Below are 13,987 nucleotides of genomic sequence, written 5' to 3'. Positions count from 1 at the left end.
TGCTTCGATGGAAACAGCTCCCCGCTATCCTTACGAGGCCGCCGTCACCGCCTATGGCAACGGCGGCTTTCGCTTCGCGGACATGAGCCATCGCGGCTCGATCTTGTGCCTGCCGAACGGCGTTTTCGCCTGGAGCGCGACGGCGGCCGCCGACTTTCGCGCGGCTGACTTCGATTTCGTTCTCAGCTCCCTTGAGCCGCCGATCACGCTGTTGCTCGGGACCGGCACGGAGCAGGTGTGGCCGTCGCCGGAGATCTACGAGGCGTTCGCGAAGGCCAATATTGGGCTCGAACCGATGTCGACGGGCGCGGCGGCCCGCACCTACAATATCCTGGTCGCGGAAAAGCGGCGAATCGCGGCCGCGCTGCTCGCGGTTCCCTGATCTCGAGGTTTTGGAGCAGCCCGTGCGCGAGCCCCAAGAAGCAACCGCCAATATCGATGCCGTGCGTTTGAGCGCGCGCCTCAACGCGCCGGATCGCTATTACGCCGCGCTGTTCGCTCCGGCGGCTGTTCGGGACGATCTGATCGCGCTGGCGGCGTTCGATGGCGAAATCGCACGCATCGGGCAAATTATCACCGACGCGGCCCTCGGGGAAATCCGCGTCGCGTGGTGGCGGGATGCGCTGCTCGGTAGTGAACGACCTGCTGATCTTACCGGCAATCCCGTGCTCGATCAATTTGCCGATGTCGTGCGGCGTCACCAGCTCTCGCATGCGGCGCTGGACGCCTATTTCGAAGCTCATATGGCGGCGCTTTTCGCCGATCCGCCGGCTGACGATGCGGCTATGGACGAGAGCTTTCGTGCGATCGACGGGACGCCCCTCGCATTCGCGCTGCAAATTTTGCACGGGCCGCTCGACGCTGGTGCCAACAATTTGATCGCTGCGGCGAGCCGTGCGAGCGGACTGACACGGGTCGCGCGGACTCTTCCCAATTCCCTTGCCGCAGGGCGAACGCCGTTGCCGGAGGCGCGCGTTCCAACGCCGCCGGACACAGACTGGCGGCCGCAGATTGCATGGCTGGCCTGCGAAGCTCGGGCATCCCTGGCATCGGTCAGGAGCGGCCACAAGGGTAAAGCGCGGGCTTTTACGACGGCGCTTTTACCTCTTGCCCTCATCGAGCCCTATTTTCGCGCTTTGCAGAAGCCTGGATACGATCCGAGCCGTGACATCGTGGATATCGCACCGCTCGCTCGTTTGTGGCGCATTGCACGCGCGCATTGGACCGGAACGCTTTGATACGCGTTCGTCTGACGACCAAGCGAAGGGGGCAGATGATTTCTCGCTGGCAAACGACACCGCGCCGCGTCGCGGTCACGTCGCTTTTGTTCATCGCCATTGCAGGCCTTGCCGCGGTTGCGGCGCCCGAGCGCGCGGAGGCGACAGCCACGATTGCCTGGCGCGTCGAAAACCCGTTCCGCTTCTTCACCAATCCGCGAGATACCGAAGTCCATCGCCAGGTTTATCGCTCGCTTGGACCTGATCAGCGCGCCATGCCTGTTCTTTCCGGAGAGCGTGCGCTTCAAAGCACCGATGCCGATGGCTGGGCATCGTCGATGTATCGCAAGACGTGCTGGAACAATAACCGCTTCAAGTGCGATGCCTACGAAGACTACATCAACCCGACGAGCCACCCGGTCATCTTTCGCGTCGAAGGCATTGACGATGCCAAGATGCTGTCCTGCACATGGCTGACAGCTCCGCGCGGACCGGAGACGCCGCGCGGCGAAGCGCAAACCCAGCCTTGCAGCGAACCGGCGCGCTTCGTTATTCCATATCCGAATGGCGCGGTCATCAGCCTCGAGATTGGCGGTTTGGAAGTTGCGAAGGCCGATGTCCGCGTGCGCGATATTCTGGTCGCGGGAATGGGCGACAGCTTCGCGTCCGGCGAAGGCAATCCTGATCTCGCGGTTCGCTTCTCGCGCGAACGCTCGGCCGACTACTCGACTGTCGGCCTCTATAGCGGCTTGACCGGCTATCCGGCGCGGGTTGGTCCGTGGCGCGACCTTGGAGACAAGCAGTTCATCAAGGCGAACGCGCGCTGGCTCGATCAGGCTTGCCATCGCTCGCTCTATTCGGAGCAGTTGCGCACGGCGTTGCAGCTCTCGCTCGAAGATCCGCATCGCGCGGTGACGTTCGTCGGCGTGTCGTGCGCGGGCGCGGAAGTCACCGATGGGCTGTTCCTGCGCTACAAAGGCAACGAGTGGGTTCCCGATCCTCCGCGCTATTCGCAGATCTCGGCGCTTGCGGAAGCGCAGTGCGGCGCCAACGCGACGCAGCAGGCCGATGTGCCGGAGGCCTATCACATCAACGGGCAGGTGCCGGAGCTCAAGGATCTCATTCTGCGCAAATGCCCGCAGGGATCGGCGCGCAAGATCGATCTCGCTCTGGTTTCGATCGGCGGCAACGACATCGGCTTCTCGCGTCTGCTTGCGAACGCGGTTCTGTCGAATGAATCGATCCTGCGCGAGCTTGGCGGCTGGCTCGGAGAAGTGCATGGCGAGGCCGAGGCCTCATCGCAGCTCAAGCACCTCGGCGCGCGCTACAAAGCGCTCAACCGCGCGCTGCATAACATTCTCTACATGCCCTGGGATCAAAGCGATCGCATCCTGCTCGTCGCATATCCCGGCATGGCGCTCGCGGGTGATGGCAGCGAGACCTGTGGCAGCGGCAATGCCGGCATGGAAGCCGTTCCGGATTTTCAGCTCGATTCAGTGAAGCTTCGACTGGGGACGTGGTTTGCAGATAAACTTCATCGCCAGATGCGCGACAGCGCCTACGAATATGGCTGGACGTTTGTCGAGACGCACCGGCGTGCCTTCATTGGTCGCGGCATCTGCGCGGGCTTGAGCGTCGCGGGTGTCAGCCAGGTCGACGATCTGCGTCTGCCGCGCAAGGTCGACGGCGCGTGGGTGCCCTACAATCCCGCCGACTATCTTCCGTATGCGTCTCGCCAGCGCTGGTTCCGGACGCCAAACGACGCGTTCATGACGGCGAATTTTCACGTTGCGGCTGGAATGCTGACGAAGGTTTTGAAGATCGAACCGTTCGCGCCGTTCCAGCTGTTGCTGGCGTCCACCTACTCGGGCGCGTTCCATCCAACGGCCGAAGGCCAGGCGGCGATTGCCGACGCGGTTGTCGAGAAGGCGCGTTCCGTGCTCGCGAAGTATGGCGAAGGCCCCGACGGCGACGCATCCTATCTTTCGTCGATCAAGCCCGATGAGACGCTGCCCGCGCCTGTCGACGAGCCGGGACGTGAGATTCCGGACGTCAAGGCAGTGATCACGACCCCGGCGGCGGGTGCGCCGGCATTCGTCGTCGAACCCGAGAGCCGTGGCGTGAAGGCCGTCGTGTCAGGACCTGATGACGTGCAGGTTGGCGTCATGCCTCAGAGCGGGCAGCCGCAGTCCGGCGCGCCGCCGCCCGATCTGAATTCCGCCGCACCCGTGAGTGGAGCCGCATCATCCGCGCCGGTGCCTGTGCCGATGCCTCCAGCCGGAGGTGGCGCGGATGCGCATGCCGTCGGCAGCGAGCCTCTTGCGCCGCCGCAGGCCGTTGCCGCGCCGAGCGCGGTTGCAAAACCCGATACAGGTTTAGGCGAGGCGAAAGACTTGCTAGAGCCTCAGAATATCGAAGTGCCGTTGCCGGTCGCTGGGACGGAAGCTCCGGCACCGGGCACGAAGGCTCCGGCGGCGGACGCGGCCGCTGTGCCTGCATCGTCAGCGAGCGGTGAAGCGCCGACTGGAGCACTTCCGGAAACGGCGATCCGGCCATTCGCGCCGGCGAGCGGAGCTTCGCCTTAGGCGGATTGCCGGGCGCTGTGCGCGGCGTTTGCGTCGAGCCAGCGCGTGAGATCGGCGATCGCGCGGCGCGACATCGCGCGTTTTTTCTCGCGACCACGTTCCGGGCCTTTGAGGCGAGCGCCGTTCTGGTCATGCGTCGGCGTCTGCGCGAGATCGGGCAGCAGACCGTAATTGATGTTCATCGGCTGGAACGACCGCGCTGACGAGCGCTCTTCGTCCTCGCTCACGAGATGTCCGCCGGTAATGTGATCGAGCAGTGCGCCGAGCGCCGTCGTCGCGGGCGGAGCATCGGTCTCGTGTCCGAGTACCTGGGCCGCCGCGAAACGACCGGCCAGCAAGCCCATCGCGGCGCTTTCGACGTAACCTTCGACGCCCGTGATCTGTCCCGCGAAACGCAGACGCGGGTCGGCCTTCAGACGCAGTGAGCGATCGAGCAGCTTTGGCGAATTGAGGTAGGTGTTGCGATGCAATCCGCCGAGCCGGGCGAATTCGGCGTTCTCCAATCCCGGTATCGTGCGGAAGACGCGCACCTGATCGGCGTGCTTCAGCTTCGTCTGGAAGCCGACCATGTTCCAAAGCGTTGCGAGCGCGTTGTCCTGGCGAAGTTGCACGACCGCATGGGGCCAGCGTCCGGTGCGCGGATCGTCGAGGCCGACAGGCTTCATCGGCCCATAGCGCAGCGTGTCGCGGCCGCGCTCCGCCATCACTTCAACCGGCAGGCAGCCATCGAAGTAGGGTGTCGAGGCTTCCCATTCCTTGAATGAGGTTTTCTCGCCGGCGAGCAGCGCGTCGATGAAAGCTTCGTACTCGGGCTTCGTCATTGGGCAGTTCAAATAATCGGCGCCCGTGCCGCCGGGACCGGCCTTGTCGTAACGCGACTGGAACCATGCGATCGACGTGTCGATGCTGTCGCGATGAATGACCGGTGCGATGGCATCGAAGAAGGCAAGCGAGTCTTCGCCGGTCAGTTTGGCAAGCGCGGCGCTGAGCGCGGGTGACGTCAACGGGCCTGTCGCAATGACGACGTTCGCCCAATCGGCGGGTGGCAAGCCATCGATTTCGCCACGAACGATCGTGACGAGAGGATTTTCGGAAAGGCGCGCGGTGACTTCGGCGGAAAAGGCGTCTCGATCGACGGCGAGTGCGCCGCCCGCAGGCAGCTTGTGCTTGTCGCCCGCGGCCAGGATCAGCGAACCCGCCCGGCGCATTTCCTCGTGCAGGAGGCCGACGGCGTTATTCTCCCAATCGTCCGAACGGAATGAGTTCGAGCAGACGAGTTCCGCGAATCCATCCGTTTTGTGCGCGTCCGTTCCGCGCGTAGGCCTCATCTCGTGCAGCACGACCGGAACGCCGGCTTGGGCGATCTGGTGCGCGGCTTCCGATCCGGCAAGGCCGGCGCCGATAACGTGAATGGTGGCGGAATTGGTCATATGCACAGGACTTCCACAGCTTGCGAATCGCTCCGCTGCGTGGCGGTTTGAGGCGAATCGTTCGAATGCTAAGCGAGATCGATGAGGGGCGGCCGGCGCTCCCTACGGGTACTTAAGCGGGGCGGCATGGGCTTGCAACGGGTTCTCTGTTTGGTGTCGCTCGCAGCAGCGCTGGGCGCCTGCACGCACGAGCGTAATGGGCCGGTGAGCGATCACTATGCCGATTTCCAGGTCGACGCGCCGAACAAGAACACGGTGTCGGTCTGCCACGCCTATACTTGCAAGATGCGGACGAAGTTCAGATTTACCGACGCCGACATCGACGAACTCAAGGCGATCTTCAAGAAAGTCAAAAAGGGAGATACGGCGGTCGAGGAGCGCCGCGCCGTCGCCTATGCGGTCGGCTGGATGGAAACGCGGGTCGGCAAGGCCATTGGGACGGACAAGGATCGTCCGGGAATGGACTTCGAGGCGTCTGGCGATCCCACGCAGATGGATTGCGTTGATGAATCGACCAACACCACGAGCTACATGCTCGTCATGCAAAACAACGGCCTTATCAAATACCATACCGTCGGCACGCCGTTCTCGAAGGATCAACTCTGGAAGGGCGTCGCGGGCTGGACGCACTGGACGGCGGTCTTGAAGGAAACGTCGAACGGCCAGCGCTGGGCCGTCGACAGCTGGATCTATGCGAACGGCGAGAACCCCGCTGTCGTCGAAGTCGAGAAGTGGTACATCAAGGACCTCGACAGCTTGCCGGTCGCGGCGAAGTAGCCGGCCGAAATCAGCCGCCCACCACGAAGTCGTAGACCAGCTTGGCGTTGAGCGCGATGATCAGCACAGCGATCAGGATAGCCATCGCCGTCAGCCAGCGCGGAGATACGAGCGCTCCCATTTTCGTTCGGCTGGCGGTGAACTGGACGAGCGGCACGATGGCGAACGGCAGTTGCAGGCTCAGGACGACCTGCGACAGGATCAGGAGCTTGCCGGTTTCGGCTTCACCGTAAAACAGCGTCACGCCGGCCGCGGGAACCAGCGCCACCATGCGCGTTACGAGGCGGCGGACCCATGGCGCCAGCCGGATTTGCAGGAAGCCTTCCATGACGGCCTGGCCCGCTAGTGTCGCCGTCACCGTTGAATTCAAGCCGCAGCAGAGGAGCGCAACGCCGAACAACGTCGGCGCGATGGCGGAGCCAAGCAGAGGATGAAGAAGCGATTGCGCCTGGCCGAGTTCGGCGACATCCGTCTGGCCGGTCTTGTAGAAAGTCGCCGCCGCGAGGATCAGGATCGAGGCATTGATGATCAGCGCGAGGCATAGCGCAATGGTGGAATCCCAGGTCGCGAACTTCAGGGCTTCGCGTTTTTCTTCCGTCGTTTCGCCATAGGCGCGCGTCTGCACGATCGCGGAATGCAGGTAGAGATTGTGCGGCATGACGGTCGCGCCGAGAATGCCGAGCGCCAGATAAAGCATGTCGGGATTGCGGATGATGTCGGTCGTCGGCGCGAAGCCGCGGATGACGGCGCCCCATTCGGGGTCCGCGAGCGCGATCTGGACGGCGAAGCAGATCGTGATGACGCCGAGCATCGTTACGATGAAGGCTTCGAGGTAGCGGAAGCCGAGGCGCTGCAAGAGCAGCACGACGAACACGTCGAGCGCGGTGACGAGCACGCCGATTTCGAGAGGCAGTCCGAACAGCAGATTGAGGCCGATGGCGGTGCCGATGACTTCGGCGACATCGGTCGCGATGATCGCGGTTTCGGCGAACAGCCAGAGTGGAAACGACGTCCAGCGTGGATAGCCGTCGCGGCAAGCCTGCGCCAAGTCGCGGCCTGAACCGACCGCAAGGCGCGCGCAGAGCGCCTGCAGGATGATGGCCATGATGTTGGACAGCAGCGCAACGAAAAGCAGCGTGTATCCGAATTTCGATCCGCCGGCGATCGACGTCGCCCAATTGCCGGGGTCCATGTATCCGACGGCAACCATGTATCCGGGGCCGAGGAAGGCGGCAAAACGGCGCCATGGCGTCCCTGTTCGTGTGACCGAGACGGTTCCGTGGACGTCCGCCAGCGAGCGGTCGGCAAGTTCGCTGCGCCAGTTGGCGGACCACGATGCCGGAGCCTTCGGCGCTATCGCTGCATCAGATTTCACGTCCATTGCCGTGGGAGGTTCCTATTCGCAAATGACAATCATTTGCAACTGAGATTGGAGGAACGGCAACTTCCCGTCAAGCGGACGCGACAACACGTCAGACGGGAGCGGGGGATAAACGCGGCAGGGAGGGTCTGTCCAACCACCGATCAAGCGTCGATCCTGCGGAATTTCGAGGTATCGGCCGTCAGTGTCAGGCATTCGCCGGCAGCGGTGCGGTCGAGAGGCTGGCCAAAACACATTTGTCATGGCTTCATTTATGAAGGCTTCATCTGTCATGACTTGAATCTTCAGGGCTTCAATCGGCGGCAATCGCCATGCTCCCGCCTGGACGAGAGGCTAAATGATGTGCACGCCGGACAAGGTTCGACATGTGGGCTCCCTATAAGAAGCGTCTGGTACGTGATCTCGACCGCTGGGAGGCCAACGGATGGCTGACGCGGGATGGGCACACCGCGATCCTCTCCGAGGTTGCCAGCAGCGGGCCGATCATCAGTCTGGCATCGGCGCTCGCCATTCTCGCCAGCGTGCTGTTCTGGTTCGCGGCAATATCTTTCGTGGCGGCGAATTGGGAGGAGGTGCCACGTCTCGCGCGCCTCTCTCTACTGCTTGCGTCGATCTGGGCGGGATACGGCACGGCCGGGTGGCTTGCGGCTCGCGGACACGCGGCACTTGCCGACGCGGCGATCTTGTTCGCGTTGGCGATGTTCGGCGCGAGCATCATGCTCATCAGCCAGATGTATCATATCGACGGCAATCCGACGGACGCGCTGTTGATGTGGTGGATCGCGGCATTGTTTGCCGGCGTCCTATTGCGTTCTAATCCGGCGCTGGCATTGGCGATGGTGCTTGTCTGCGTGTGGTCCGGCATGGAGGTGGCGCAGAGCAACGCTGTGCATTGGCCGTTCCTCATCGGCTGGGCGGCTGTGACCGCAGCTTTCTTCTGGCAACGCTGGTTGCCGGGCTTGCATCTTTCGGCGCTGGCGATGACGATTTTCATCATTTCGCTCGGCTATCTGCTCGGGCGTGGGCATGAGCACGCCGCCGTCGCCATCATCGGAATGCTCATTGCCGCAGCCGCGATCGGAATAGAAAAAGCCTTGCCGGACTACGATCACGTCGCCGCGCCGATCCTCGCCTATGCGATGGTCATTGCGTTCGCGGGGCTTTATGCGCTGCAATTTTTCGAACACACGTCGCTCGGAACGCTCATTGCGCTCGCGGCGCTGACGCTGGTGCTGCTGCTCGGCGCGATCAGCTATGGCCTCGCGACGGGAAATCGCGGCGTGCTCTGGCTCGGCTACATCGGGTTTTCGCTGGAGGTCTTATCGGTTTACGGGAAAACGGTCGGCACCATTCTCAACACCTCGTTGTTCTTCCTCGTTGCGGCGCTGCTCGTCGCGGCGCTCGCTTACATGGCGCTCCGGATCGCGCAGCGCGGGCGCAGCCGCATGGAGGAGGCTTCGGCATGAACCGCTCGTCGCGCTATTTCTGGCCGTTGCTGATCCTCGTCGCGTTGGTGCAGACGGCGGCGCTGTTCAAGATCGTCTACGACAAGGACCGGCTCATCAAAACGGGCCGCGAGATCACGATGCCGGTCAAGCCGCTCGATCCGCGCGATATCTTCCGCGGCGATTACGTGACGCTCGGCTACGACATCTCGACGTTGAGCACGGCGCAGGCGCCGATCGGAAACGTCGACAAGTTCCCCATAGGCTCGGCGGCGTATGTGACGGTCGCTCCGAATCCGGCTGGCGGCTGGGCCGTCACCTCGGTCTCGCCCGAGTTTCCGAAGGCGGTGTCGCCAGCCGACGTTGTCTTGAAAGCCCGTGTCGATCGTATTTGGCAGGGTCAGACGTCGTCCGACAGCACCATCAGTCTCAGATATGGCATCGAGACCTATTTCGTGCCCGAAGGGACGGGACGGGCGCTCGAAAGCAAGGTCCGGGAGCACAAGATCGACGCCATCGTGGCTGTCGGGTCCGACGGAAGCGCGATGCTGAAGGGACTCGTCATCGACGGCGAGCGGCACGTCGACCCGCCCCTGCTTTAGTGCTTCTGGCGCGCCTCGCTGGCTGCTATGAGCCCTTAAAATCCATATCAGGGAGATGAACGTGACAGTCCAACGCTACGAATCTTCAGCAGTTTATTCCAAGGTCACCGAGGCGAACGGCTTCGTCTTCACCGCCGGCGTCATCCCGACCGACCTGTCACGTGACGTCGAAGGACAGACGGCCGAAGTTCTTATTGAGATCGACCGGCTTCTGGCGCTCGCCGGCACCGACAAGTCGAAAATCGTCCAGGCGACGGTCTGGCTCAACGACATTCGCAATCGCGACGGCATGAACAAAGCCTGGGGCGCCTGGCTCGGCGGCAAAGATGCTCCGGCGCGCGCCTGCGTCGAGGCCAAGGTCATCGATCCGCGGATGCTGGTCGAAATCTCGGTCGTTGCCGTAAAATAAATCGTTCGCCCAGACGTATGATTGCTTTTCAGCCGCCGGGTGAAATATCCCGGCGGTCTTCTGTGCCCTGTTTGCCGCTTTCCAATATTTTTCTCGTGCGGAATTGACGAGAACCCTTCGAGCCGACTCTTGAATCTGCAAGAAGTCGCGCTGGGGTTTGCCCCATAGTCGTTTTCGGGGGGTCGATAATGACCAAGACGGGATGCGTTAAACGGGGGCTCGCGGCCGCCGTTCTGGTTTTGCTTTCTGCGCCGGTAATGGCGCAGGAAGTGGCGGACATTCACGAGCAGCGCCGTGAGCGTGGCTCGGTCTGCTTCACGGATCACTACCATTACGGTTCGAGTTCTGGACTGGCGAGCAAGAAGGCCGCGCAAGCTGCCGCGATCAGGTCCTGGGCCGACTTCGTCAATTTCGAATACGGCGGCGCTTGGACCAGCTGGGCACGGTCGGGCACCAAGAGCGTCAAGTGCTCGCAAGCCGGGATCGGCGGTTCGTGGAGTTGCGACGTCAGCTCGCGCCCCTGCCGCGGCGGACGCTGAGCACGACACTTCGACTGCCGGAATAGATCTGTGAAGGGCTGGCGCTTCTGCGCGCGGCCCTTCGCTGTTTTTTATCGTCCGGTGAAAATGCGCGATAGAAACCGGCGCGCCAGCGATGCCAGCCAGCGGATCAGAAAGAGCTGGATCATCGTGCCGATGACTCCGCGATTCGATCCCAGAACTTTGCCGAAGATCGAGCGAATGATGTCCTCGAGCGAGCCACCGCCTCCTGGGACCTGCTGACCGCCGCGCCGGATGATATCGGGCAGCCTCTGATAAGGATCGTCATCGTCTGGCTGCGGGTAGGAGCGCCCGGATTTCCGGCCGAGACCCGGAATATTGTCACCTGGAATTGGGAGCGGTTGCCCGGCATCGATCGGACCTCCGGGAGATGGCCGTGGCGCCGATTGGCTGTTGCCCGACGCCCAATCATTGGCGGAACCGGCGGGCGGCAGCGTATCTCCAGGTAAGCGGAGCGGGCCGCCGCCGGCGATGGCGAGGCCAGGCACGCCGCTGACGACTTTTTGCAGTGCGGGTTGCGACTGTCGCTGCAATTCCGCGATCAGCAGGTTGGCGACCGCGGGAAGCATCTTCTCGACCGTGCCCGCTTCGAGGCTGGAACTGGATGCCGTCCGCGCCGCGATTTTTCGACTGACGTGCTTGCTGCCGATCAGGACGTCGAGGATATGATTTCCGCTGTCGACGGCATCGGGCGAGGCAAGCGTTTGAGAATCGGACAGCGCCGCTCCGGCGGCCGGGTTCGTCACGAGAGCGGCAACATCCGCGACGCCGCCGCGGTTAAGCATGCGTCGTTGAATGCGTGCCTCTAGCTCATTGGTCAGCGCGTTAACGGCTTGACTGGCCTTGTCATCATCGACGTCAAAAGCTTGTGCAACTTTATCGACAAGGCGTTGCCCATCGGGACTTTCTAAGCTTGCGGCAATTGTCATGGCAGCCTCACGCTCCGGCGTCATATCTCCACGGGATGCCTAGCACGGGTTATCGTGTCTGACAGCTATTCTCGCGGACAGGTATCGTCTCCGGGACGATAAGGTTAGCCTTCTAAAATGCATGTCTGTATTCATTGGCGGTTCATACTTTGAGGACTCTACTTCGCGTAGGTTGAGAGACGGCAAAGCTCATACGCGTCGTGCAACTTCGACTTCGTCTGGAAGTTAGAATTCCGTGGGTTGAGCGTCCGCTTGACGGATGCCGAATGTGGAGAGTCTCATGCGCAAACTCATAATGTCATTATCCGTTCTCGGCGGACTTCTGTTTGCCGGGACGTTGCCCGCTCCCGCGCAAGCGGCGGCCGGTCTAACGGTGACGAAGGTCGCGAGCCCGGGCATCGCGACGGAAGCTCGCTGGCGCCACCGCCATTGGCGGCATCGCGGCTGGGGACATCGCGGCTGGCGGCACCATCGCCGATGGGGGCGTTTCGGCTTCGGCTGGCCATACTACGGGTACGGTTTCTATTCGCCCCGCACTTATTACTACGGCGACGGGTACTATCCCTATCGCAGCTACGGCTGGCGGCACCGTCACTGGCGCAACTATGGATGGGGCGGTCACCGCGGATGGCGCCATCACCGTGGTTGGGGACATCGCGGGTGGGGCCACCACCGCGGATGGGGCCACCGTGGATGGGGGCGTCGCCATCGCTAGCGGGGTCTAAGTTTCCTCAGAATCACGTTTTAATTCTTCGAACTTAAGCGGCTCGCCGGTCTTTTCCGTGCGGGCCGCTTTTTTGATGCGAAATGCCTAGAGTGCCTGAGTTGCAACGCAGCAGCACTTTTGGCATGGTCCGCGCGACTTTCAGCAGGCGAGTCTGCCTAGAGAGCGAAGATGGGTCCGCCATCCCGGCGGGACCTGCTTGCACGAACAATAATAAGCGGGGCTAAAAGGACCACTCCATGACCAATATACTTTGGGGGATCATCGCCTGCGGGGCGTTGGCGATCCTTTATGCGTTCATCACCTCGAGGGCCGTGCTCAGTGCCGATCAGGGTAACGCACGGATGCAGGAAATTGCGGCCGCCGTGCGCGAAGGCGCGCAGGCCTATCTTAGCCGTCAGTACCGGACGATTGCGATCGTCGGCGTTGTCATCTTCATTCTCGCGTGGCTGCTTCTTGGACCGCTACAGGCGTTCGGGTTCCTGATCGGCGCCGTGCTGTCGGGGCTTACAGGCTTCATCGGCATGAACGTCTCGGTGCGCGCCAACCTTAGGACGGCGCAAGCGGCGACTGTTTCGCTCGCCAAGGGCCTCGACATTGCTTTCAAGTCGGGCGCCGTCACCGGCATGCTGGTCGCGGGCTTGGCGCTTCTCGGCGTTGCCGGCTATTACATGTTTCTGACGGTTGGCCTCGGGCGAGAGCCTGCTAGCCGTGACGTCGTCGACGCGCTGGTCTCCCTCGGCTTCGGCGCATCGCTGATCTCGATCTTCGCGCGTCTCGGCGGCGGCATCTTCACGAAGGGCGCCGACGTTGGCGGCGACCTCGTGGGCAAAGTCGAAGCCGGCATTCCGGAAGACGATCCGCGCAACCCGGCGACGATCGCCGACAACGTTGGTGACAACGTCGGCGACTGTGCGGGCATGGCGGCGGACTTGTTCGAAACCTATGCCGTGACGGTGGTCGCGACGATGGTTCTGGCGGCGATCTTCTTTGCCGGCCAGCCGAACCTCACCATGCTGATGCTCTATCCGCTGGCGATCTGCGCGGCGTGCATCGTGACCTCCATCGTCGGCACCTACTTCGTCAAACTCGGCGCCAACGGTTCGATCATGGGCGCGCTTTATCGCGGCGTCATTGCTTCGGGTGTCTTGTCGATTGCCGGTCTCTGGGCCGCGACGCAGTATGTCCTCGGCGGTTTCGGCGATGTCGGAACGGCTGCTGGGCAGACGATCACCGGCTGGAACCTGTTCCTCTGCGGACTCGTCGGTCTGGCTTTGACGGGCCTCATCGTCTGGATCACCGAATATTACACGGGCATCGGCTACCGGCCGGTGAAGTCGATCAGTCAGGCTTCGGTGACCGGACACGGCACCAACGTCATCCAGGGTCTCGCCGTTTCGCTTGAATCCTGCGCTCTGCCGACGCTCGCCATCGTTGCCAGCATCATCACGACGTACCAGCTCGGCGGCCTGTTCGGCACCGCGATCGCGACGACGACGATGCTCGGCCTCGCCGGCATGATCGTGGCGCTCGACGCGTTCGGACCTGTGACGGACAACGCCGGCGGCATCGCGGAAATGGCGGGCCTGCCGAAGGAAGTCCGCCGTTCGACGGACGCTCTCGACGCAGTCGGCAACACCACGAAGGCAGTCACGAAGGGTTACGCAATCGGCTCGGCCGGTCTCGGCGCGCTCGTCCTCTTCGCGGCCTACAACTACGATCTGCATCACTTCATCGAGGAAGCGAACAAGACCGGCGCGACGGGATATCAGTTCTTCAAGGATGTTGAGATCAACTTCGGCCTTGAGAATCCGTACGTCGTTGCAGGGCTTCTGCTCGGCGGCCTGATCCCGTTCCTGTTCGGTGGCCTCGCGATGACGGCCGTTGGACGCGCGGGTGGCGCCATCGTGCTCGAAGTCCGGCGTCAG

13 protein-coding genes are annotated in these 13,987 nt (G+C 62.6%); 10 read left to right on the top strand and 3 right to left on the bottom strand.

All coding sequences use genetic code 11. From position 1 onward, the window contains the following. Positions 1 to 7: 7 nt before the first annotated feature. From WC026_RS15000 to WC026_RS14990, 3 genes are read left to right on the top strand one after another with little or no spacing between them, the layout of a single operon-like run. Positions 8 to 382 carry an Mth938-like domain-containing protein gene (locus WC026_RS15000; RefSeq protein WP_372711816.1) on the top strand — a complete coding sequence of 125 codons (375 nt, stop codon included), beginning with the start codon at positions 8 to 10 and terminating at the stop codon, positions 380 to 382. 22 nt (positions 383 to 404) lie between these two features. Further along, complete coding sequence (locus tag WC026_RS14995; RefSeq protein ID WP_372711815.1) at positions 405 to 1,238, top strand: squalene/phytoene synthase family protein; 834 nt, start codon at positions 405 to 407, stop codon at positions 1,236 to 1,238. A 35-nt stretch (positions 1,239 to 1,273) separates the two neighbouring features. Beyond that, complete coding sequence (locus WC026_RS14990) at positions 1,274 to 3,802, top strand: hypothetical protein (RefSeq protein ID WP_372711814.1); 2,529 nt, start codon at positions 1,274 to 1,276, stop codon at positions 3,800 to 3,802. Here WC026_RS14990 and trmFO read toward each other — a convergent pair. Beyond that, entirely contained in the window at positions 3,799 to 5,232 is a 1,434-nt protein-coding gene (trmFO, locus tag WC026_RS14985) for a methylenetetrahydrofolate--tRNA-(uracil(54)-C(5))-methyltransferase (FADH(2)-oxidizing) TrmFO (protein WP_372711813.1), read from the bottom strand. The genes WC026_RS14990 and trmFO overlap by 4 nt on opposite strands. Before the next feature lie 153 nt (positions 5,233 to 5,385). Between trmFO and WC026_RS14980 the strand changes: the two genes are divergently transcribed. Beyond that, a complete protein-coding gene (locus WC026_RS14980) occupies positions 5,386 to 6,009 on the top strand; it encodes a hypothetical protein (RefSeq protein ID WP_372711812.1) in 624 nt (207 codons plus the stop codon). A 10-nt stretch (positions 6,010 to 6,019) separates the two neighbouring features. Here WC026_RS14980 and WC026_RS14975 read toward each other — a convergent pair whose 3' ends face one another. Then, complete coding sequence (locus WC026_RS14975; protein ID WP_372711811.1) at positions 6,020 to 7,390, bottom strand: Nramp family divalent metal transporter; 1,371 nt, start codon at positions 7,388 to 7,390, stop codon at positions 6,020 to 6,022. Positions 7,391 to 7,755: 365 nt separating this feature from the next. Here WC026_RS14975 and WC026_RS14970 point away from each other — a divergent pair, with 365 nt between their 5' ends. From WC026_RS14970 to WC026_RS14955, 4 genes are all read left to right on the top strand, one after another. Further along, entirely contained in the window at positions 7,756 to 8,856 is a 1,101-nt protein-coding gene (locus tag WC026_RS14970; protein ID WP_372711810.1) for a DUF2157 domain-containing protein, read from the top strand. Then, positions 8,853 to 9,437 (top strand): GDYXXLXY domain-containing protein, encoded by a 585-nt coding sequence (locus WC026_RS14965; protein ID WP_372711809.1) that lies wholly within the window; start codon positions 8,853 to 8,855, stop codon positions 9,435 to 9,437. The genes WC026_RS14970 and WC026_RS14965 overlap by 4 nt, the downstream gene beginning before the upstream one ends. A 61-nt stretch (positions 9,438 to 9,498) precedes the next feature. Then, positions 9,499 to 9,846 (top strand): RidA family protein, encoded by a 348-nt coding sequence (locus tag WC026_RS14960; RefSeq protein ID WP_372711808.1) that lies wholly within the window; start codon positions 9,499 to 9,501, stop codon positions 9,844 to 9,846. Positions 9,847 to 10,034: 188 nt separating this feature from the next. Then, entirely contained in the window at positions 10,035 to 10,385 is a 351-nt protein-coding gene (locus tag WC026_RS14955; protein WP_372711807.1) for a hypothetical protein, read from the top strand. A 71-nt stretch (positions 10,386 to 10,456) separates the two neighbouring features. Here the strand turns inward: WC026_RS14955 and WC026_RS14950 are convergent, their stop codons facing one another. Continuing rightward, complete coding sequence (locus WC026_RS14950; protein ID WP_372711806.1) at positions 10,457 to 11,335, bottom strand: DUF937 domain-containing protein; 879 nt, start codon at positions 11,333 to 11,335, stop codon at positions 10,457 to 10,459. 280 nt (positions 11,336 to 11,615) lie between these two features. Here WC026_RS14950 and WC026_RS14945 point away from each other — a divergent pair, with 280 nt between their 5' ends. Together WC026_RS14945 and WC026_RS14940 are read left to right on the top strand one after the other, a co-directional pair. Then, positions 11,616 to 12,050 carry a VrrB protein gene (locus WC026_RS14945; RefSeq protein ID WP_372711805.1) on the top strand — a complete coding sequence of 145 codons (435 nt, stop codon included), beginning with the start codon at positions 11,616 to 11,618 and terminating at the stop codon, positions 12,048 to 12,050. Between the two features lie 248 nt (positions 12,051 to 12,298). Continuing rightward, the coding region (locus WC026_RS14940; RefSeq protein WP_372711804.1) for a sodium-translocating pyrophosphatase at positions 12,299 to 13,987 on the top strand (1,689 nt) is incomplete at its 3' end.

This window comes from Hyphomicrobium sp. (assembly GCF_041674905.1).
Lineage (GTDB): Bacteria > Pseudomonadota > Alphaproteobacteria > Rhizobiales > Hyphomicrobiaceae > Hyphomicrobium_B.
The sequence above is the reverse complement of the archived record's forward strand: the minus strand, read 5'-3'. Positions and strand labels throughout refer to the sequence as shown.

Excerpts from the sequence above, each read along its gene's own strand:
- WC026_RS14950 (WP_372711806.1), bottom strand. The coding sequence starts at position 11,335 with ATGACAATTGCCGCAAGCTTAGAAAGTCCCGATGGGCAACGCCTTGTC.
- WC026_RS14990 (WP_372711814.1), top strand. The coding sequence starts at position 1,274 with ATGATTTCTCGCTGGCAAACGACACCGCGCCGCGTCGCGGTCACGTCG.
- WC026_RS14965 (WP_372711809.1), top strand. The coding sequence starts at position 8,853 with ATGAACCGCTCGTCGCGCTATTTCTGGCCGTTGCTGATCCTCGTCGCG.
- WC026_RS14945 (WP_372711805.1), top strand. The coding sequence starts at position 11,616 with ATGCGCAAACTCATAATGTCATTATCCGTTCTCGGCGGACTTCTGTTT.
- WC026_RS14970 (WP_372711810.1), top strand. The coding sequence starts at position 7,756 with ATGTGGGCTCCCTATAAGAAGCGTCTGGTACGTGATCTCGACCGCTGG.
- WC026_RS14955 (WP_372711807.1), top strand. The coding sequence starts at position 10,035 with ATGACCAAGACGGGATGCGTTAAACGGGGGCTCGCGGCCGCCGTTCTG.
- WC026_RS14975 (WP_372711811.1), bottom strand. The coding sequence starts at position 7,390 with ATGGACGTGAAATCTGATGCAGCGATAGCGCCGAAGGCTCCGGCATCG.
- trmFO (WP_372711813.1), bottom strand. The coding sequence starts at position 5,232 with ATGACCAATTCCGCCACCATTCACGTTATCGGCGCCGGCCTTGCCGGA.
- WC026_RS15000 (WP_372711816.1), top strand. The coding sequence starts at position 8 with ATGGAAACAGCTCCCCGCTATCCTTACGAGGCCGCCGTCACCGCCTAT.